13 protein-coding genes are annotated in these 20,056 nt (G+C 74.3%); 6 read left to right on the forward strand and 7 right to left on the reverse strand.

The annotated features are described in order from the left end of the window. The 5 genes from QM782_RS07035 to QM782_RS07055 all read right to left on the reverse strand — a co-directional run bounded on the left by QM782_RS07035 (window position 1) and on the right by QM782_RS07055 (window position 4,891). A complete protein-coding gene (locus tag QM782_RS07035) occupies window positions 1-858 on the reverse strand; it encodes an enoyl-CoA hydratase family protein (RefSeq protein WP_415202201.1) in 858 nt (285 codons plus the stop codon). Beyond that, entirely contained in the window at window positions 855-1,430 is a 576-nt protein-coding gene (locus tag QM782_RS07040; RefSeq protein ID WP_415202202.1) for a MarR family winged helix-turn-helix transcriptional regulator, read from the reverse strand. The genes QM782_RS07035 and QM782_RS07040 overlap by 4 nt, the downstream gene beginning before the upstream one ends. After that, window positions 1,431-2,189 (reverse strand): SDR family NAD(P)-dependent oxidoreductase, encoded by a 759-nt coding sequence (locus QM782_RS07045; RefSeq protein WP_415202203.1) that lies wholly within the window; start codon window positions 2,187-2,189, stop codon window positions 1,431-1,433. After that, entirely contained in the window at window positions 2,186-4,507 is a 2,322-nt protein-coding gene (locus QM782_RS07050; RefSeq protein WP_415202204.1) for a bifunctional salicylyl-CoA 5-hydroxylase/oxidoreductase, read from the reverse strand. The genes QM782_RS07045 and QM782_RS07050 overlap by 4 nt, the downstream gene beginning before the upstream one ends. 123 nt (window positions 4,508-4,630) lie before the next feature. Beyond that, on the reverse strand, window positions 4,631-4,891 hold the full coding sequence (locus QM782_RS07055) for a hypothetical protein (RefSeq protein WP_415202205.1): 261 nt from the start codon (window positions 4,889-4,891) through the stop codon (window positions 4,631-4,633). Window positions 4,892-5,001: 110 nt separating this feature from the next. On the opposite strand from QM782_RS07055, the gene QM782_RS07060 reads away from it, so the two are divergent. Continuing rightward, window positions 5,002-5,412, forward strand: coding sequence for a GNAT family N-acetyltransferase (locus QM782_RS07060; protein WP_415202206.1), 411 nt, complete (start codon window positions 5,002-5,004; stop codon window positions 5,410-5,412). Between the two features lie 15 nt (window positions 5,413-5,427). Here QM782_RS07060 and QM782_RS07065 read toward each other — a convergent pair whose 3' ends face one another. Beyond that, the gene (locus QM782_RS07065) at window positions 5,428-6,474 is read right to left on the reverse strand and encodes a homocysteine S-methyltransferase family protein (RefSeq protein ID WP_415202207.1); all 1,047 of its coding nucleotides are present in this window, start codon (window positions 6,472-6,474) and stop codon (window positions 5,428-5,430) included. A gap of 143 nt (window positions 6,475-6,617) precedes the next feature. Between QM782_RS07065 and QM782_RS07070 the strand changes: the two genes are divergently transcribed. From QM782_RS07070 to recD, 4 genes are all read left to right on the forward strand, one after another. Next, window positions 6,618-7,673 carry an ATP-binding protein gene (locus QM782_RS07070; protein ID WP_415202208.1) on the forward strand — a complete coding sequence of 352 codons (1,056 nt, stop codon included), beginning with the start codon at window positions 6,618-6,620 and terminating at the stop codon, window positions 7,671-7,673. A gap of 172 nt (window positions 7,674-7,845) precedes the next feature. Further along, window positions 7,846-11,499 (forward strand): exodeoxyribonuclease V subunit gamma, encoded by a 3,654-nt coding sequence (recC, locus tag QM782_RS07075; protein ID WP_415202209.1) that lies wholly within the window; start codon window positions 7,846-7,848, stop codon window positions 11,497-11,499. Beyond that, window positions 11,496-15,224 (forward strand): exodeoxyribonuclease V subunit beta, encoded by a 3,729-nt coding sequence (gene recB, locus QM782_RS07080; RefSeq protein ID WP_415202210.1) that lies wholly within the window; start codon window positions 11,496-11,498, stop codon window positions 15,222-15,224. The genes recC and recB overlap by 4 nt, the downstream gene beginning before the upstream one ends. Beyond that, on the forward strand, window positions 15,221-17,323 hold the full coding sequence (gene recD / locus QM782_RS07085; protein WP_415202211.1) for an exodeoxyribonuclease V subunit alpha: 2,103 nt from the start codon (window positions 15,221-15,223) through the stop codon (window positions 17,321-17,323). Before recB ends, recD begins: the two co-directional genes overlap by 4 nt. Before the next feature lie 11 nt (window positions 17,324-17,334). Here the strand turns inward: recD and QM782_RS07090 are convergent, their stop codons facing one another. After that, a complete protein-coding gene (locus tag QM782_RS07090) occupies window positions 17,335-17,883 on the reverse strand; it encodes an HdeD family acid-resistance protein (protein WP_415202212.1) in 549 nt (182 codons plus the stop codon). Between the two features lie 83 nt (window positions 17,884-17,966). On the opposite strand from QM782_RS07090, the gene recQ reads away from it, so the two are divergent. Next, a complete protein-coding gene (recQ, locus tag QM782_RS07095; RefSeq protein WP_415202213.1) occupies window positions 17,967-19,850 on the forward strand; it encodes a DNA helicase RecQ in 1,884 nt (627 codons plus the stop codon). Window positions 19,851-20,056: the final 206 nt, after the last annotated feature.

Below are 20,056 nucleotides of genomic sequence, written 5' to 3' on the forward strand. Positions count from 1 at the left end.
TCAGTTCCCCTGGAAGACCGGCTTCTGCTTGGCCACGAACGCGTGGTAGGCGCGCGAGAAGTCCTCGGTCAGCATGCAGATGGCCTGCGCCTGCGCTTCGGCTTCGACGGCTTGCTCGATGGTCATCGCCCACTCCTGGTGCAGCATGGTCTTGGTGATGCCGTTTGCAAAACTCGGGCCTTCCACGAGCTGGGCCGCCAGAACCTGCGCCGCGCCCAGCAGTTCCTCGGGCGCGGCCAAGCGGTTGAAGAAGCCCCAGCGCTCGCCCTCCTCGCCCCCCAGGCTGCGGCCGGTGTAGAGCAGCTCGCTGGCCCGGCCCTGGCCGACGATGCGCGGCAACATGGCGCAGGCGCCCATGTCGCAGCCGGCCAGGCCGACGCGGTTGAACAGGAAAGCGGTCTTGCTGCGAGCCGTGCCGATGCGCAGGTCCGAGGCCATGGCCATGATGGCGCCGGCACCGGCGCACACGCCGTCGATGGCAGCCACGATGGGCTGCGGGCAGGTGCGCATGGTCTTGACCAGCTCGCCGGTCATGCGCGTGAACATCAGCAGCTCGGGCGCCTTGAGCTTCACCAGGGGGCCGATGATCTCGTGCACGTCGCCGCCGGAGCAGAAGTTGCCGCCGCTGCCGGCGACGACCACGGCCTTCACGTCGTCGGCCCACTTGAGCTGGTGGAACAGGTCGCGCAGCTCGGCGTAACTGTCGAAGGTCAGCGGGTTCTTGCGCTCGGGGCGGTTCAGCGTGATGGTGGCCACGCCGGCCTGCACCTGCCACAGGAAGTGCGTGGCCTGGTAGGTGGCCAGTTGGCGCCGGTTGCCGGCGAGGAGTTGCGGATCGATGCGGTCGTCGGTGCTCATTTGGTGGGTCTCCGGGTGCTCATGTGGTCCTCCTGGCTGGCGGCGTCGAGCTCAGCCTGGCGCTGCACCAGGTGCACGCGCAGCAGGCCCAGGTGCCCGTACAGGGCATCCTTGCTGGCGGCCGGCAGGCCCTGGAACAGGTCGGCCAGCCAGCGCTCGTGCTCGGCCGCCATGCGCGCGAACTCGGTGCGGCCCTTGTCGGTCAGGCTCACGCGCCAGGAACGGCGGTCCTGCGGGTCGTCGATGCGCTGCACCAGCCCTTCCTTGACGAGCTGGTCGGTCAGGCCCGTGACGTTGCCGCCGGTCACCATCAGGTAGCGCGACAGCACGCTCATGCGCAGGCCCTCGGGGTGGCGGTCGAGCTGGGCCAGGTAGTCGAAGCGCGGCAGCGTGGTGTCGAAGCGGGTGCGCAGCAGCTGGCGGATCTGCTGCTCGATCTGCGTGCTGCAGGCCAGCAGGCGCAGCCAGATCTTGGTGTCCAGGTGGTCGGCGACCTGGGCGCGCGCCTCCAGGCCGATGTGTTCCTCGCCCAGCGACTGCACCAGGCGGAAGTTCTTGGTGTGGGTGGCCATCTACATCACCTCCCCGCCGCTGACGGAGACCGACTGGCCGGTCACGGCGCCGGCCCCGGCGCCGCACAGCCAGGCCACGGCGTCGGCCACCTCGTCCGGGTCGACCAGCCGGCCCTGCGGATTGCTCTTGACGAACTCGGCGCGCGCGTCCTCGGCACTGCGGCCGGTCTTGGCGACCACGCGCGCGATGCTGTCCTTGACGATGTCGGTCTCGGTGTAGCCCGGGCAGACCGCGTTGACGGTGACGCCCTTGGCCGCCAGCTCCAGCGCCAGCGCGCGCGTGAGGCCGATGACGCCGTGCTTGGCCGCGCAGTACGCTGCCACATAGGCATAGCCCACCTGCCCGGCCGTGCTGGCCACGTTGACGATGCGGCCCCAGCCCGCGGCCACCATGCCGGGCAGCACCGCCTGGGTGCAGAGCATGGTGCCGGTCAGGTTCACGTCCAGCATGCGCTGCCACTGGCCGGCGTCCATCTTGAGGAAGGGCGCGCTCTCGGCCTGGCCGGCGTTGTTGACCAGCACCTGCACCGGGCCGAAGCGGCGCACGGCATCGGCCAACGCCGCGGCGACCTGCTGCGCGTCGGCCACATCGGCGGCCACGGCGTGCAGGCGTTCGGGCTCCTCGGCGGCCAGCGCCTGCACGGACGCAAGGCCGCGGCCCAACACCGTCACCTGCAGGCCGTCGGCCGCCAGGCGCCGCGCGACGGCAGCGCCGATGCCGCGGCCGCCGCCGGTCACGAGGGCGTGGACCTTCTTCATGCCTTGAGCGCCTTCTCGCGCGCGAAGTTGGCCTCCATCTGCGGCTTGGCCGACCGGTACTGCTTGGGCCAGGCCAGCGGCGTGTAGCCGATCTTGGCGGCCTCGGTCAGGGTCCAGGCCGGGTTGGCCAGGTGCGGACGCGCCACGGCGCACAGGTCGGCGCGGCCGGCGGCCAGGATGCTGTTGGCATGGTCGGCTTCGCTGATGGCGCCGACCGCGATGGTGGGGATGCCGGCCTCCTGGCGGATGCGGTCGGCGAACGGCGTCTGGAACATGCGGCCGTAGACCGGCTTTTCCTTCTTGCTGACCTGGCCGGAGGAGCAGTCGATCATATCGGCGCCGGCCTCCTTGAAGGCGCGCGCGACCTGCACGGCGTCCTCGGGCGTGATGCCGCCCTCGACCCAGTCGTGCGCGGAGATCCGCACCGACATCGGCTTGTCCTGGGGCCAGGCGGCGCGCACGGCGGCGAACACCTCCAGCGGGTAGCGCAGGCGGTTGGCCAAGGACCCGCCGTAGCCGTCGGTGCGCTGGTTGGTCAACGGCGAGATGAAGCTCGACAGCAGGTAGCCGTGCGCGCAGTGCAGCTCCAGCCAGTCGGCGCCGGCCGCGTCGGCCGCGCGCGTGGAAGCCACGAACTGCTCCTTGACCAGCTGCATGTCGGCCAGCGTCATTTCGCGCGCGGTCTGGCTCACGCCTTCGAGGTATTGCTGGGGCGAGGCCGAGATGATGGGCCAGTTGCCCGATTCGAGCGGCTGGTCGATGCCGTCCCAGGCCAGGCGCGTCGAGGCCTTGGCGCCGGCGTGGCCGATCTGGATGGCGAACTTCGCGTCGGTGTGGGTGTGGATCCAGTCGGCGATGCGCTTGAACGCCGTCGTGTGCTCGGGCTTGTACAGGCCGGGGCAGCCGGGGGTGATGCGGCCTTCGGCGCTGACGCAGCTCATCTCGGCGAACACCAGGCCGGCGCCGCCCATGGCGCGCGCGCCCAGGTGCACCAGGTGGTAGTCGCCCGGCACGCCGTCCACGGCGGAGTACTGCGCCATGGGCGAGACCACGATGCGGTTCTTCAGCGTGAGGCCGCGCACGGTGTAGGGCGTGAACATCGGCGGCGGCGGCTTAGCCGCGTCCGCCACGGCCACGCCGGCGTGCTGCGCGAACCAGCGCTCGTAGTCCTCGAGCCAGCCGGCATCGCGCAGGCGCAGGTTCTCATGGCTGATGCGCTGGCTGCGCGTGAGCATGGAGTACATGAACTGCTCGGGGTCGAGTTGGTCGCAGTAGCGCAGGCCGCAAACCTCGAACCACTCCATGGCGTTCCAGGCCGCGTTCTGGATGCGCAGCGTCTCGACGCGGCGGGCCTCCTGGTAGGCCGCCAGCACCTCGGGGATGTGCTCCTTGGAGTCGCCCAGCAATTTGAACTGGCGCGTGAGCTCGATCGCGTCCTCGATCGCCAGCTTGGTGCCCGAGCCGATGGCGAAGTGCGCCGTGTGCACGGCGTCGCCCATCAGCACCACGTGGCTGCCGTGCGGGTTGCGCAGCCACCACTGGTCGCAGACCACGCGCTGGAAGTTGAGCCAGGCCGAGCCGCGCAGGTGGCGCGCGTTGGTCATCAGCTTGGCGCCCTGCAGGTTGCCTTCGAAGACCTTCTCGCAGAAGGCGATGGACTGCTCCTGGTCGGCCTGGTCGAGCCCATGGGCGCGCCAGACGTTCTCGGGGCATTCGACGATGAAGGTGGTGGTGTTCTCGTCGAACTTGTAGATGTGGGCCTGGAACCAGCCGTGCTCGGTGCGCTGGAAGTCGAACGTGAACGCGTCGTACAGCTTGTGCGTGCCCAGCCAGATGAAGCGGTTGGGCCGCGTGACGATGTCGGGCCGGAACCGGTCGGCGTACTTGGCGCGGATGCGCGAGTTGATGCCGTCGCTGGCGATGACGAGGTCGGCGTCCGGGTAGTCGGCGTCCGAATCGGCCTCGGTCTCGAAAACCAGCTTGACGCCCAGCAACTCGCAGCGGGCCTGCAGGATGTTCAGCAGCTTCTTGCGGCCGATGCCGACGAAGCCATGGCCGCCCGAGCGGATGCGCCGGCCCTTGAACAGCAGCTCGATGTCGTCCCAGTGGTTGAAGGCCTGCTCGATCTCGTCGGCCGTGGCGCGGTCCCATTGGCGCATGTTGTCCATGGTCGCGTCCGAGAACACCACGCCCCAGCCGAAGGTGTCGTAGGGCTTGTTGCGCTCCACGACGGTGAGGTCGTGCGCGGGGTCCAGCTGCTTCATGAGCAGCGCCAGGTACAGGCCGGCCGGGCCGCCGCCGATGCAAACGATCTTCATCCGAACTCTCCACGACCACCGAGGCCGCGCGATAAACTTTAGAACTATATTATTTATAAGTCAAGTATTTGATTTGGGGAAATTTCCAAGGGAAAACCCGGAGGGGCCGCCGGCGCGGCGGGGTCACGCACCCGCGCCATGGCAGGATCGGGCATGGATCAGGACACCGTTGCCGCCTTCATCCGCGCACTGGCGCACCGCGAGCGATGCGAGGCCGGCGCCACGGTCCGCACCCAGGGGAACGTGATCGAAATCCGCTACCCGTTCCCGCCGGGCTGGCCCTGGCCCCGCCAGTTCGACTACACGCGCGAGTTCTTCTGCACCGGCCCGGGCGCATCCAGCCTGGGTGGCGTCGGCGCGGCAGGTGTTGGCCAGGACGAGCATGTCGTCATGCCTGTTCTCCGCCGATCTGCCGCGCGACGTGCGGCCGTTCGCCAACGCCGGCTACGCCAGGCCTGGACCAGCGCCCTGCTCGGGCGCCCGCTGCACACCCCATGGCACCGCGGCCGGCCTGCGGACGCCGAAGTCCACGAGGTCATGGACACGCAGGACATGGCACGCCACGCAGCGCTGGCGGGCATCTCGAACCCCGGCACGCGGCGCGACCCGCACATCCACACGTCTTCGCCATGGTGGGTGCCGAGGTGGCTGCCAAGGGCCAGCTCGTGCACCTGGCGGGTAGCGTCGCGTACATCTCGGACATCTTCACCGCGCCGGCCCACCGCAGGCAGGGGCTTTGCCACCGGATCGTCCTGGCGCTGGAGCGCAAGGCCCGCGCCCTAGGGGCTACGCACGCCTGCCGGGCGCCCGGGCAGGAGGCAGCATCGTTCGGCCTGTACGGCAAGCCCGACTATGCGCCGGTGGCGGAGCGCGCGCTGCTCATCCGCCGCGAGCCGCCCGCCTGAAACCCCGCCCGGCGGCTACGCGGCCTCCTGGTAGAAGGGCCCGCGCCGCACCGCGCGCGTGGCCACCGTCGCCACCGCCTGGCCGATCGCCGCGATGTGCTCGGGCGTGGTGCCGCAGCAGCCGCCGACGATGTTGACCAGGCCCTCGGCCGCGAAGTCGTGCAGCAGCTTGGAGGTGTCGGCCGGCGTCTCGTCGAAGCCGGTGTCGCTCATCGGGTTGGGCAGGCCGGCGTTCGGGTAGCAGCTGATGAAGGTGTCGCCGGCCACGCGGTTCAGCTCCTGGATGTAGGGCCGCATCAGCGCGGCGCCCAGCGCGCAGTTCAGCCCGATGGCCAGCGGCCGGGCGTGGCGCACGCTGTGCCAGAACGCGGTCACGGTCTGGCCCGACAGGATGCGGCCGGACGCGTCGGTCACGGTGCCGCTGACGATCAGGGGCAGGCACTCGCCCGAGGCCTCGAAGAACTCGTCGATGGCGAACAGCGCGGCCTTGGCGTTGAGCGTGTCGAAGATGGTCTCCACCAGCAGCAGGTCGGCGCCGCCCTCGACCAGCGCGGCGGTCTGCGCGTAGTAGGCCGCGCGCAGCGTCTCGAAATCGATGTTGCGCGCGCCGGGGTCGTTCACGTCCGGGCTGATGCTGGCGGTGCGGGGCGTCGGGCCCAGCGCGCCGGCGACGAAGCGCGGCCTGTCCGGCGTGGCGAAGCGGTCGCAGGCGGCGCGCGCCAGCCGGGCGCTCTCCAGGTTCATCTCGCCCGCCAGGTGCGCCATGTCGTAGTCCTCCTGCGCGATGGTGGTCGCGCCGAAGGTGTTGGTCTCGACGATGTCGGCGCCGGCGGCCAGGTAGCCCTCGTGGATGTCGCGGATCACGTCGGGCCGGGTCAGCGACAGCAGCTCGTTGTTGCCCTTGACGTCCTTGTGGAAGTCCCGGAAGCGCTCGCCGCGGTACTGCTCCTCGCTGAGCCTGAAGCGCTGGATCATGGTGCCCATGGCGCCGTCGAGGATGGCGATGCGCTCGGCCAGGATGGCCGGCAGTCGCTGGGCGCGGGTGTAGGCGGGGAGCTGCATGGGGGTGAATTCTATGAAGCCCCCATGCGGCGGCCGTCCGCCCGGCCCGGACGCGCCGGGCAGCGCCGGGCGCTCCTCGACGAACCCTTACATTTGCCCTTTGTCGAAACACCTCCCCCTTTCGGACCCTTCTTCTTCCCTCCATGGACGCCAAGGCGCTGCAAGACCTGCTGGAGCGACCGATCGCCACCTGGGAAAACGAAGTGGCGGAGCTCAAGCAGGCCGGCGACGGCTTCAGCACGGACGACATCGGCAGGTACTTCGGCGCCCTGGCCAACGAGGCCAACCTGCGGAACGTCGAAGCGGCCTGGCTGGTCTTCGGCGTGCACGACAAGACGCGCCGCGTGGTCTGCACCGACTACCGCCCCCAGCCCGAGCGCCTGCACGCGCTGAAGATGCAGATCGCCGAGAACACCGAGCCGCGCATCGGCCTGCGCCAGATCCACGAGCTGCAGCACGCCGGCGGCCGGGTCGTGCTGCCGGAGATCCCCGCGGCGCCCCGCGGCATCCCCATCGCCTGGAAGGGCCACTACTACGCCCGCGCAGGCGAGAGCCTGGTGCCGCTCGGACTGGACAAGCTGGACGCGATCCGCCAGCAGACCCTGGCGCAGGACTGGACGGCACAGCCCGTCGCCGGCGCCACCCTGGACGACCTGGACCCTTCCGCCCTGGAGAAGGCCCGGGAAGCGTTCGCGCGCAGGCACGCCAACCGCCTCGACCCGGCCGAGGTCATGGACTGGCCGCTCGCCACCTGGCTCGACCGCGCCCATGTCACGCAGCACGGCCGGATCACGCGGACCGCACTGCTGTTGCTGGGCAAGGCGCGGGCCGCCTGGCGGCTGTCGCCGCATCCGGCCCTGCTGACCTGGAAGCTGGCCGGCCCCGAGCGCGCCTACGCGCATTTCGGACCGCCGTTCCTGCTGAGCACCAGCGCGCTGTACCAGCGCATCCGCAACATCCAGCTGCGCCTGCTGCCGCAGGACTACCTGGCCCGGCTCGGCCAGGCCAGCCGCCAGGACATCAACCAGCTGCTGCTGACCAAGCTCAGCAACGCCCTGGACGCCCGCCAGAAGGAACGCAAGATCGGCAACCTGCTGACCAAGCCGCGGCGCCATGGCCTGATCGTGAACCGTGGCGTGGACACGGCGCCGCGATGGCAGCTGGTGGTCCCGGCCGAACCGGGAAAGCGCCCGCGATGACCGTCGCCACCGCCGCGGCGAGCCCTCGCGCCGCTCTCTGCAAGCCACGCCCGGCCGCTTCGAAAAAGAGAGGACGCAGAGAGAAAGAGGCCTCGATCCAGGAAAAACCCATTTCGGATCAACGGGCTAACTCTCTCTGCACGTGCCGGCAGAACCACCCTGCCCGGCCCACGTGCAGCAACCGCCGGGCGAGCTCCTGGCCGCCGGCACGGTGGCCGTCCGCATGATGGATGCTGCGAGCCCGCCCCTCGCTCCCGGCCTCATGGTCCTGCACGGCAACCGGCCGGAGGACCTGCGTGCGCTGCTGGTGGCCTGGCTGGCGCGCCATCCGCTGGCGCCGCTGGAGCACGAGACGCTGCTGGTGCAGAGCAACGGCATCGCGCAATGGCTCAAGCTGGCGCTGGCGGCCGATCCGGCGCAGGGCGGCCTGGGCGTCACCGCGGCGGTGCGGATGCAGCTGCCGGCGCAGTTCCTGTGGCAGGCCTACCGCGCCGTGCTGGGCCGCGCCACCGTGCCCGAGCGCTCGCCGCTGGACGAGGCGCCGCTGACCTGGCGGCTGATGCGGCTGCTGCCGCGGCTGCTGGACGATCCCGCGCGGGCCGGGCCGTTCGCGCCGCTGGCCCGCTTTCTGGACGGCGATGCCGACCTGCGGCGGCGCCACCAGCTGGCCCGGCGCCTGGCCGACCTGTACGACCAGTACCAGGTCTACCGGGCCGACTGGCTGGAGGACTGGGCGCAGGGCCGCGACGTGCTGCGCACGCTGCGCCAGGGCGAGCGCCCGCTGGCCGACGAGCAGCGCTGGCAGGCGCAGCTGTGGCGCGCGCTGGCGGAGGACGCGGGCGCGGACGCGCGGCAGGGCCTGGCCGGCAGCCGCGCCGGCGTGCACCAGCGCTTCCTCGACGCGCTGGCCCGGCACGACGGCCCGCCGCCGCCCGGGCTGCCGCGCCGCATCGTCGTGTTCGGCATCTCGGCGCTGCCGGCGCAGGCGCTGCAGGCGCTGGCCGCGCTCGGGCGCGTGGCGCAGGTGCTGCTGTTCGTGCACAACCCCTGCCGGCACCACTGGACCGACATCGTCGCCGACCAGGACCTGCTGCGCGGCGCCTACCGGCGCCAGGCGCGCCGCGCCGGCATGCCGGCGCGGCTGGACCCCGCGCTGCTGCACCAGCACGCGCACCCGCTGCTGGCGGCCTGGGGCAGGCAGGGCCGCGACTACCTGCACCTGGTGGACGGCTTCGACGACCCGCAGGGCTACGCCGCGCGCTGGGCCGGCGTGGGCGCCGGCCGCATCGACTGGTTCAGCGAGGAACCGGCGCCGGCGCACCACCTGCTGCGCCAGCTGCAGGACGACATCCTGGACCTGCGCCCACTGGCCGAGACGCGCGCGCGCTGGCCCGCCGTCGATCCCGGGCTGGACCGCTCGCTGCGCTTCCACGTCGCGCACTCGGCCCAGCGCGAGGTCGAGATCCTGCACGACCAGCTGCTGGCGCGCTTCGACGCCGACCCCACGCTGCAGCCGCGCGACGTGATCGTGATGCTGCCCCGGGTGGACGACTACGCGCCCCACATCGAGGCGGTGTTCGGCCGCGTGCCGCGCGGCGACGCGCGCCACGTCCCCTACACCGTGGCCGACCGCGGCGAGCGCGGCCGCGAGCCGCTGCTGATGGCGCTGGAACTGCTGCTGCAGCTGCCCGAGAGCCGCTTCGCCGCCAGCGGCGTGCTGGACCTGCTGGAGGTCGGCGCGCTGCGCCGGCGCTTCGGCCTGGCCGACGACGCGCTGCCGCTGCTCAAGCGCTGGATCGAGGGCGCCGGCGTGCGCTGGGGCCTGGACGCCGCGCAGCGCGCCGCGCTCGGCCTGGGCGCGGCCGGCGCCGCCAACAGCTGGCGGTTCGGGCTGGAGCGCATGCTGCTGGGCTTCGCCGTCGGCGCCGGCGCGGCCTTCGACGGCATCGCGCCCTTCGACGAGATCGGCGGCCTGGACGCCGAGGCGCTGGGCCCGCTGGCCGCGCTGCTGCGCGCGCTGCGCCAGAGCCTGGACGAACTGGCGCAGCCGGCCACGCCGGCGCAGTGGGCCGAGCGGCTGCGCCGGCTCGCGCAGCGCTTCTTCGCGCCGGCCGAGCCGCGCGAGCAGCTGCGGCTGCAGCAGCTGATGCGGGGCCTGGACCAGTGGCTGGACGAATGCGCCGCCGCGCAGTTCGACGAGGCGCTGCCGCTGGCCGTGGTGCGCGAGCGCTGGCTGGCCGCGCTGGACCGGCACGGCCTGCAGCAGCGCTTCATGACCGGCGGCGTCAGCTTCTGCACGCTGATGCCGATGCGCGCGATCCCGTTCCGCCTGGTCTGCCTGCTCGGCATGCAGGACGGCGATTTCCCGCGCCCGGTCGTGCGCGACGACTTCGACCTGATGCAGCACGACTGGCGCCCCGGCGACCGTTCGCGCCGCGACGACGACCGCTACCTGCTGCTCGAGGCCCTGCTGTCGGCGCGCGAGCAGCTCTACGTCAGCTGGGTCGGCCGCGACATCCGCGACCAGAGCCTGCGTGCGCCCAGCGCGCCGATCGGCCAGCTGCGCGACCACCTGGCGGCCGGCTGGCGCCTGGCCGGGCACGCGGACGCGCCGGCCGCGCTGCTGCGCGCGCTGACCATCGAGCATCCGCTGCAGCCCTTCAGCCCGCGCTATTTCGCGGCCGACGCGCCGGCCGCGCCCGCGCTCGACGGGCTGTACAGCTACGGCCGCGAATGGCAGGCCGCGCACCGGGCCCCGGGCCCAGCGGCGGCCGGCGCGGCCCCCGCCCTGCTGCCGGCGCCCGCACCGCAGGCGCCGCTGACGCTGGCCGCGCTGGCCGACTTCCTGGCGCAGCCGGCCGAGGCCTTCTTCCGCCAGCGGCTGCAGGTGCGCTTCGACGCGGCCGGCGAGCCGGCGCTGGACGCCGAGGTGTTCGCGCTCGACGGCCTGCTGCGCTGGCAGCTGGAGGCGCAGCTGCGCGCGGCGCTGCAGCCCTGGGCCGACGCCCAGCCGCCGCAGGCGCTGACGCCGGCCGCGCTGGCCGAGGCCGTGCGCGCCCAGGCCGGACAGCTGCTGCGCAGCGGCCGGCTGCCGCTGCGCGCCTTCGGCGAGCTGGCCGCCGAGGACCTGCAGCAGCGCCTGCTGCGCACGCTCGGGCACTACGCCCAGGCGCGCGCGCAGTGGCCCGCGCCCGAGCCGGCCCGGCGGCAGCTGCAGTGGCGGGACGCGGACAGCGGCCTGGCCGTGGACGACCCGCTGCCGCCGCGCCAGCTGCCGGCGGCCGACGGCGGCGGCGGCGACGGCGTGCCGGCCCGCCTGGCGCTGGCCAACGGCCGGCTGCACGACGGCAGCACGCTGTCCTGGCAGCACATCGTGCGCCACTGGCCCGCGCACCTGGCGCTGCAGATCGCCGCCGGCCCCACGCGCACCGTGCTGGCCAGCGAATCCGGCCTGGTGCGCCTGGCGCCGCTGGCGCGCGCCGAGGCCGAGGCGGCGCTGGCCACGCTGGTGCGCGCCTGGGCCGCCGGCATGCGCGAGCCGCTGCCGCTGGCCTGCCGCACCGGCTTCGCCGCGCTGGCCGAGGAGGTGCCGGGCCGCCAGTCGCAGGGCGTCTACGACGGCGGCCACCAGCGCCGCGGCGAGGCCGCGCGCGCCGCGCTGGCACGCGCCTACCCGGACTTCGCGGCGCTGCGCAGCGCGCGCAGCGCCGACGGCCGCGGCCTGTGGGACTGGGCGCGCACGCTGTACGGCCCGCTGCGCGACGCGGTGCAGGGCACGCGCGCGCATGCCGGCGCCGCCGGCGCCCCGCCGGAGGACGCCGCATGACGGCGGACGCCCCCATCCAGCCGCTGGACCCGCTGTGCTTTCCGCTGCACGGCACCCGGCTGATCGAGGCCAGCGCCGGCACCGGCAAGACCTGGACCATCGCCCTGCTGTACCTGCGCCTGGTGCTGCGGCACGGCGGCGAGGCCGCGTTCGCGCGCGCGCTGGCGCCGCCCGAGATCCTGGTCGTGACCTTCACCGAGGCGGCCACGCAGGAACTGCGCGAACGCATCCGCGCCCGGCTCGACGAGGCCGCGCGCGTGTTCGCCGGCGAGCAGCCCGCCGCGGACGGCGATGCGCTGCAGGCCCTGGTCGACGGCTGCCCCGCCGACCAGCGCCCGCTGCACGCCCACCAACTGCGCACCGCCGCGCAATGGATGGACGAGGCCGCCGTCGCCACCATCCACGGCTGGTGCTGGCGCATGCTGCGCGAGCACGCCTTCGACAGCGGCAGCCCGCTGGAGCAGCAGCTGCAGACCGACCTGCGCCCGCTGCAGCAGCAGGTGCTGCAGGACCACTGGCGCCGCCACTACTACCCGCTGCCGGCCGCCGCCGCGCGCGCGCTGCACGGCTGCTTCGCCTCGCCCGAGGCGCTGTGGCAGGCGGTGGAGCCGCTGCTGCGCCAGGACGGGGCGGCGCTGCGCCACCAGGGCGAGGCCGTGGCCGACGGCGATCCCGTCGACGCGCTGCACCGGCTGGGCGAGGCCCGCCAGCGCGCCGAGGCGCTGGAGCACGAGGCCCGCCGGCTGTGGCGCGAGGACCGGGCGGCGCTCGAACAGCTGTGGCGGTCCGCGCGCGCGGACCTCAACGGCAACACCTTCCGCGGCAGGGACGACGACGCCACGTTCGACGGCTGGCTGCAGGCGCTGGCCGACTGGAGCCAGGGGGGCGAGGCGCCGGCGCAGGTCGCCCGCTTCGGCCAGGCGCGTGCCAGGCTGCGCAAGGGCGCCCGGCTGCCCGAGCATCCGGCGCTGCAGGCGATCGACGCCTGGCAGGACGCACTGGAGGCCAGCGACGACCCGGCGTTGCGCGCACGCCTGCTGGCGCATGCGGCCCGCGCCATCGCCGACGCGCTGGCGCAGGAAAAGCGCCGCCGCGCCGAGCTCGGCTTCGACGACCTGCTGCGCCAGCTCGACCGCGCGCTGCACGGCCCGGGCGGCGCGGCGCTGGCCGCGCGCATCCGCGCGCAGTTCCCGGTCGCGCTGATCGACGAGTTCCAGGACACGGACCCGGTGCAGTACCGCATCTTCCGGCGCCTGTACGGCCAGGCCGGGCGCGACCTCGCCCTGGTCATGATCGGCGACCCCAAGCAGGCCATCTACGCCTTCCGCGGCGCCGACATCCGCACCTACCTGCGCGCGCGCCGCGACACCGCCGGGCGCCACTACGCGCTGCTGCGCAACCACCGCTCCACCGCCGCCGTGGTACGTGCCGTCAACGCCCTGTTCGGCCATGCCGAGCAGGGCCCGCGCGGCGCCTTCCGCCTGCGCACCGCGTCCGAGGACCCGGTGCCCTTCGTGCCGGTACAGGCCCGGGGCCTGGCCGAGCGCCTGCTGCTGGCCGGCCGGCCGGCGCCGGCGCTGACGCTGTGGTCGCTCGCGCCGCAGGACGAGGGCGGCGACAGCGTGCCGATCGCGGCCTACCGCGCGCAGCTGGCCGAGGCCGCGGCCAGCGAGGTGGTGCGCTGGCTGTCGCGGGCGGACTCGGGCTTCGCCGCCGGCGACGCCGAAGGGGCGGCCGGCCCGCTGCGCCGGCTGCGCCCGGCCGACATCGCCGTGCTGGTGCGCAGCCGCACCGAGGCCGAGGCGATCCGCGGCGCGCTGGACCGGCGCGGGCTGCGCAGCGTCTACCTGTCGGACCGCGAATCCGTGTTCGCCACGCCCGAGGCCGCCGACCTGCTGCACTGGCTGCGCGCCGCCGCCACGCCGGCCGACGAGGCGCTGCTGCGCGCCGCGCTGGCCACGCGCACGCTGGACCTGCCGCTGGCGCAGCTCGAGGCGCTGCGCCAGGACGAGCTGGCCTGGGAGCGGCAGGCGCTGCAGTGGCGCGCGCTGCGCGAGCTGTGGCAGCGCCACGGCGTGCTGCCGATGCTGCACCAGCTGCTGCACGACTACGGCCTGCCGGCGCGCTGGCTGGCCGAGGGCGGCGAGCGCCGGCTGACCAACGTGCTGCACCTGGCCGAATGGCTGCAGCGCCGCGCCGCGCAGCTGGACGGCGAGCACGCGCTGCTGCGCGCCTTCGCCGAGCGGCTGGCCGACCCCGGCGGCGAGGAGGACGTGCTGCGGCTGGAGAGCGACGCCGCGCTGATCCAGGTCGTGACCATCCACAAGTCCAAGGGGCTGGAATACCCGCTGGTGCTGCTGCCCTTCATCGCGGCCTGGCGCGCGGAACGCCGGCACGGCGGGCACAGCCTGGCCTTCCACGACGACGCGCTCGGCGCGCGCGTGGTCGAGCTCGACGGCCGGCACGCCGGCGCCGCGCAGCAGGCCGAGGAGGAGCGGCTGGCCGAGGACATGCGCCTGCTCTACGTGGCGCTGACGCGCGCGCGCCACGGCCTGTGGCTGGGCGTGGCGCCGCTGGCCGCCAGCGCCGCCAGCCGGGCCGCGCAGCTGCACCACGGCGCCTGGGGCCAGCTGCAGGGCCAGGGCGCGCCGATCGCCACGCACGCCGCCTACCAGGAGACGCTGGCGCGGCTGTGCACCGCCGCGCCCGACGTCGCGGTGCGGCCGGCGCCGGCGGCGGACGACACGCGCTGGAGCGGGCCGCCCGCGCCGGCCACCGCCGCGGCGCGCCGGCCGCTGCGCCCGGGCCATGCGCCCTGGTGGGTGGCCAGCTACTCGGCGCTGGCGCCGCCGCGCGGCGCGGCGCCGGAGCAGGCCCCGCCACGCGGCCCCGAGCCCGAGGACGCGCGCCAGGACCAGGCGCTGGAAGCCGCGCTCGACCCGCCGGCCGACGCCGCCGCGGCGCCCGCGCCCGCCGCCCAGGGCTGGCACGCCTTTCCGCGCGGCGCCGAGGCCGGCAGCTTCCTGCACGGCGTGCTGGAGTGGTGCGCGCAGCAGGGCTTCGCCCAGGTGCTGGCGGCGCCGCAGGCCTTGCGCGACCTGCTGGCGCGGCGCTGCGCCGTGCGCGGCTGGGAGGCCTGGATCGAGCCGCTCGGCGCCTGGGTGCCGCGCTGGCTGCAGTGGCCGCTGGCGCTGCCGGACGGCCCGCCCGCCACGCTGGCGCAGCTGCGCCACTACCAGAGCGAGCTGGAGTTCTGGCTGCCCGTGCAGGCGCTGGACGCGCGCACGCTGGACGCCCTGGTGGCGCGCCACGTGCTGCCGGGCCGGCCACGCCCGGCGCTGCCGGCCGCGCGGCTGGCCGGCATGCTCAAGGGCTTCGTCGACCTGGTGTTCGCGCACGGCGGCCGCTACTGGGTGGCCGACTACAAGTCCAACTGGCTCGGCCCCGACGCCCGGGCCTACGGCGCCGCCGCGCTGGAGGACGCGCTGCTGCAGCACCGCTACGACGTGCAGGCCGCGCTGTACCTGCTGGCGCTGCACCGGCTGCTGCGCGCGCGGCTGCCGGACTACGACATCGACCGGCACCTGGGCGGCGCGGCCTGCCTGTTCCTGCGCGGCGCCGACGCCGCGGGCACCGGCGTGTGGGCCGTGCGCGCGCCGCGCGCGCTGGTCGAGGCGCTGGACGCGCAGTTCGCCGGCCCGGGCGGCCCGGAGGCCACCGCATGAGGAAGAAGACGCCCCCCCCGCCGGCGCAGCCCGACCTGTTCGCGCTGCCCGGCGACGCGCTGGACGCCGCGGCCCTGCAGGCCGACCTCGCGCTGTGGGTGGAGCAGGGCTGGCTGCGCGCGCTGGACCAGGCCTTCGCGCTGTTCCTGCACGACCACGATCCCGCGGCGCCGGCCAGCGTGCTGCTGGCCGGCGCGCTGGCCAGCCTGCGCCTGGGCAGCGGCCACGTCTGCCTGGACCTGCCGGCCGCGCTGGCCGACGACGCTTGGCCGGCGCGCCTGCCGGACACGGCGCCGCCGGGCGCGCACGCGCCGGCCGACTGGCTGCGCAACCTGCGCCTGGACGATTGGCAGCGCGCCCTGCGGGCCAGCCGGCTGTGCGCGGACGGCCCGGGCGGCACGCCGCTGGTGCTGCGGGGCCCGCGCCTGTACCTGCGCCGCTACTGGCAGTACGAGCAGGACGTGCGCGCCGGCATCGCGGCCCGGCTGGCGCACGCGCCGGTGGCGCCGGCGGCGGCCGTGCGCCCGGTGCTGCAGGCGCTGTTCCAGCCCTTCGGCGGCCCGGCCGCCGCGCCGGCCGGGGACGGTGCCCGGCCGGACTGGCAGCAGTTGGCCTGCGCGCTGGCGCTGCGCCAGCGCTTCGCCATCGTCACGGGCGGCCCCGGCACCGGCAAGACCACCACCGTGGTGCGGCTGCTGGCGCTGCTGCAGTCGATGGCGCAGGCGGCGCAGGGCCGGCCGCTGCGCATCCGGCTGGCCGCGCCCACCGGCAAGGCGGCGGCGCGGCTGACCGAATCCATCCGCGGCGCGCTCGACCACCTGCCCTGGGACCGGCTGCCCGGCGGTGCGGCGCTGCGCGAGGCCGTGCCCGCCGCCGCGACCACGCTGCACCGGCTGCTGGGCAGCCGGCCCGACAGCCGGCATTTCCGCCACCACGCCGGCCACCCGCTGCCGCTGGACGTGCTGGTCGTGGACGAGGCCTCCATGGTCGACCTGGAGCTGATGGCCCAACTGCTGCAGGCGCTGCCGCCCGACGCCCGGCTGGTGCTGCTGGGCGACAAGGACCAGTTGGCCTCGGTCGAAGCCGGCGCCGTGCTCGGCGAGCTGTGCAGCCGCGCGCAGGATGGCCACTACGACGCCGCCACCGTGCAATGGCTGCAGGACTGCACCGGCCAGCGCCCGCCGCCGGCGCTGTGCGACGCCGCCGGCCAGCCGCTGGACCAGGCCATCGCCATGCTGCGCGAGAGCCGGCGCTTCACGGCCGGCAGCGGCATCGGCCGCCTGGCCGAGGCCGTCAACCAGGGCGACGCGCGCGCCGCGCTGGCCTTGGCCCGCCAGGGCCTGCCCGACGTGCGCCGCTGCCGGCTGGCGGGCCCGCCGGGCGCCGGCGACCCCGCCCTGCGGGCGCTGCTGCTGGCCGACGGGGCGCCGCCGGGCCCCGCCCCGGTGCTGCGCGCCATGCACGCCACGCGCCCGGCCGCCGGCGCCCCGCGCCCGCAGTGGGACGCCTGGGCCGCGGCGCTGCTGGCGGCCTCCACGCGCTTCCAGCTGCTGTGCGCGCTGCGCGACGGGCCCTGGGGCGTCGCCGGGCTCAACGAGGCCGTGGCCGGACTGCTGCACCAGCAGGGCCTGATCGCCGCCACGCAGGGCTGGTACGCCGGCCGGCCGGTGCTGGTCACGCGCAACGACCATGCGCTGGGCCTCATGAACGGCGACGTCGGCCTGACGCTGGAGCTGCCGGTGTTCGACGGCGACGGCCGGGTGCCGGACCCGGCGGCCCCGCCGGTGCGGCGCGTGGCCTTCGCCGCCGGCGACGGCAGCGGCGGCGTGCGCTGGGTGCTGCCGGCGCGGCTGCAGGCGGTGGAGACGGTGTTCGCGATGACAGTGCACAAGAGCCAGGGCTCGGAGTTCGAGCACGCCGCGCTGGTGCTGCCCGACCAGGGCAGCCCGGTGCTGACGCGCGAGCTGGTCTACACCGGCATCACGCGCGCCAGGGCCTGGTTCACGCTGGTCGGCGGCGAGGCCGCGCTGGGCCCGGTGCTGGCCGGCGCCATCGGCCGGCGCGTGCAGCGCGCCAGCGGGCTGATGGCCGGCGACTGAGGCTCCGTCGCTCAGCGCCTCGCCAGCCGGCGCAGCCGCAGCGCCACCACGACCTGCAGCACGCCGTACAGCAGCGCGCCGGCGCCGATCCACAGCGCGATGGTCACCAGGCCGGCGGCCGGGTTCACGAAGAACAGCACGCCCAGCACGATCGCCAGCACGCCGCTCAGGGCCAGCAGCCACTCGCCCTCGATCTGCTTGCGCACCTGCACCGCGAACACGATGCGCGCGATGCCGGCCACGACCAGCCAGACGCCCAGCACCCAGACCATGGCGGCGGCCATCTCGGCCGGCTGCCACAGCGCCAGCACGCCGAAGACGATCGACACCAGCGCGTACAGCACCAGCATGCCGCGCGGCAGCGCATGGTCGCCGCGCGCCAGGCCGAGCAGGCTGACCACGCCGTCGACCAGCGACAGCGCGCCGAAGGTGATCGTCAGCACGATCACGGTCAGGCCCGGGCGGACCAGCGTCAGCAGGCCGAACACGACGGCGGCCAGCCCGTAGAGCAGGAACACCCACCAGCTGCGTTGCACGGCGGCGGCGATCGGTGAAGGCATGCGGGACTCCCTGTGGTGCATGGCGATGGCTGGTTATACCGCCCTGGCCCGGCAGCGCGTGCAATGCCGGGGACAATCGCGCCATGCCTTCCGCCGCCACCCCGCCCCTTGCCGCCCGGCCCGCCGACATCCTGCGCGACGTCTTCGGCTACGCCGCGTTCCGCGGCCAGCAGCAGGCCATCGTCGAGCACGTCGTCGGCGGCGGCGACGCGCTGGTGCTGATGCCCACGGGCGGCGGCAAGTCGCTGTGCTACCAGATCCCGGCGATCGCGCGCCGGCAGGCCGGGCACGGCGTGGCCATCGTGGTCTCGCCGCTGATCGCGCTGATGCACGACCAGGTCGGCGCGCTGACCGAGGCGGGCGTGGAGGCGGCGTTCCTGAACTCCACGCTGGACTGGGCCGAGACCCAGGCGCTGGAACGCCGCCTGGCGCGCGCCGAACTCACGCTGCTGTACGCCGCGCCCGAGCGCGTGGTGACGCCGCGCTTCCTGGAACTGCTGGACGGCCTGGCGGCGCAAGGCCGGCTCGGCCTGTTCGCGATCGACGAGGCGCACTGCGTGAGCCAGTGGGGCCACGACTTCCGGCCCGAGTACCGCCAGCTCACGCTGCTGCACGAGCGCTACCCGGCCGTGCCGCGCATCGCGCTGACCGCCACCGCCGATGCGCTGACGCGCGCCGACATCGTCGAGCGGCTGCAGCTGCAGGACGCGCGCCAGTTCGTCAGCAGCTTTGACCGGCCCAACATCCGCTACGCCATCGTCGAGAAGAAGGAGCCGCTGGCGCAGCTGCTGCGCTTCATCGAGCGCGAGCACGACGGCGAGGCCGGTGTCGTCTACTGCCAGTCGCGCAAGCGCGTGGAGGAGGTGGCCGAGTCGCTGTGCATGTCCGGCGTGAACGCGCTGCCCTACCACGCCGGGCTGGACGCCGCCGTGCGCCAGCGCCACCAGGACCGCTTCCTGCGCGAGGACGGCATCGTGATGGTGGCGACCGTGGCCTTCGGCATGGGCATCGACAAGCCGGACGTGCGCTTCGTCGCGCACCTGGACATGCCCAAGAACATCGAGGGCTACTACCAGGAGACCGGCCGCGCCGGCCGCGACGGCGAGCCGGCCGACGCCTGGATGGCCTACGGCCTGCAGGACGTGGTGAACCAGCGCCGCATGATCGACGAGAGCCCGGCCGACGAGGGCTTCAAGCAGGTCATGCGCGGCAAGCTGGACGCGCTGCTGGCGCTGGCCGAGGCGACCGACTGCCGGCGCGTGCGCCTGCTGCAGTACTTCGGCGAAGCCAGTGCACCGTGCGGGAACTGCGACAACTGCCTGACGCCGCCGCAGGTCTGGGACGCGACGGACGCCGCGCGCAAGCTGCTGTCCACGGTCTACCGCGTGCAGCAGATGAGCAGCATCGGCTTCGGCGCCGGCCACATCCTGGACATCCTGCGCGGCAAGGCGACCGAGAAGGTCAAGCAGTTCGGCCACGAGCGCGTGTCCACGTTCGGGCTGGGCGCGGACCTGTCGGAGGCCCAGCTGCGCAGCGTGCTGCGCCAGCTGGTGGCCACCGGCGCCATCGCCGTCGACGCCGAGCGGTTCAACACGCTGCGGCTGACCGAAGGCTCGCGCGCGGTGCTCAAGGGCGAGGTGCCGGTGCGGCTGCGCGAATCGGCCGCGGCGCCGGCCGGCCGCAAGCCGCGCCAGCGCGGCCAGCGCGCCGCGCCGCCGCCGGCCGTGGCCCAGCTCGGCGCGGCCGGCCAGGCGCGCTTCGCGGCGCTGAAGGCCTGGCGCGCCGAGGTCGCCAAGGCGCACAACCTGCCGGCCTACGTGATCTTCCACGACGCCACGCTGGCCGCCATCGCCGAGCGCGCGCCGCGTGCGCTGGAGGACCTGCAGGGCCTGAGCGGCATGGGGGCGAGCAAGATGGAAAAGTACGGCCAGGAGGTGCTGCGTGTCTGCCAGTCCGACGCGGGCTGACCTCCGTTCGCCACGGCGCTGGCGCCACCCGCAGCGCATGAAACGGGGCTGCAGGCAAGCGGTTCGAACGGCCGCGGAGCAGAGGCCATGCCAACGGATACCGCGAGCCGGCTTGGCCGGACCGCAGGTGTGCCTTGCAGGCCGCAGCTGCTCCGCAGGAGCGGCCTCGCCGGACCGTCCAAGCCCGTGCGCAGGCGGGTTCGACG

The sequence above is a fragment of the Pseudorhodoferax sp. genome (genome assembly GCF_047601025.1).
GTDB lineage: Bacteria > Pseudomonadota > Gammaproteobacteria > Burkholderiales > Burkholderiaceae_C > Pseudorhodoferax.

Excerpts from the sequence above, each read along its gene's own strand:
- QM782_RS07035 (WP_415202201.1), bottom strand. The coding sequence starts at position 858 with ATGAGCACCGACGACCGCATCGATCCGCAACTCCTCGCCGGCAACCGG.
- QM782_RS07040 (WP_415202202.1), bottom strand. The coding sequence starts at position 1,430 with ATGGCCACCCACACCAAGAACTTCCGCCTGGTGCAGTCGCTGGGCGAG.
- QM782_RS07045 (WP_415202203.1), bottom strand. The coding sequence starts at position 2,189 with ATGAAGAAGGTCCACGCCCTCGTGACCGGCGGCGGCCGCGGCATCGGC.
- QM782_RS07050 (WP_415202204.1), bottom strand. The coding sequence starts at position 4,507 with ATGAAGATCGTTTGCATCGGCGGCGGCCCGGCCGGCCTGTACCTGGCG.
- QM782_RS07055 (WP_415202205.1), bottom strand. The coding sequence starts at position 4,891 with ATGCTCGTCCTGGCCAACACCTGCCGCGCCGACGCCACCCAGGCTGGA.
- QM782_RS07060 (WP_415202206.1), top strand. The coding sequence starts at position 5,002 with ATGGCACCGCGGCCGGCCTGCGGACGCCGAAGTCCACGAGGTCATGGA.
- QM782_RS07065 (WP_415202207.1), bottom strand. The coding sequence starts at position 6,474 with ATGCAGCTCCCCGCCTACACCCGCGCCCAGCGACTGCCGGCCATCCTG.
- QM782_RS07070 (WP_415202208.1), top strand. The coding sequence starts at position 6,618 with ATGGACGCCAAGGCGCTGCAAGACCTGCTGGAGCGACCGATCGCCACC.
- recB (WP_415202210.1), top strand. The coding sequence starts at position 11,496 with ATGACGGCGGACGCCCCCATCCAGCCGCTGGACCCGCTGTGCTTTCCG.
- recD (WP_415202211.1), top strand. The coding sequence starts at position 15,221 with ATGAGGAAGAAGACGCCCCCCCCGCCGGCGCAGCCCGACCTGTTCGCG.
- QM782_RS07090 (WP_415202212.1), bottom strand. The coding sequence starts at position 17,883 with ATGCCTTCACCGATCGCCGCCGCCGTGCAACGCAGCTGGTGGGTGTTC.
- recQ (WP_415202213.1), top strand. The coding sequence starts at position 17,967 with ATGCCTTCCGCCGCCACCCCGCCCCTTGCCGCCCGGCCCGCCGACATC.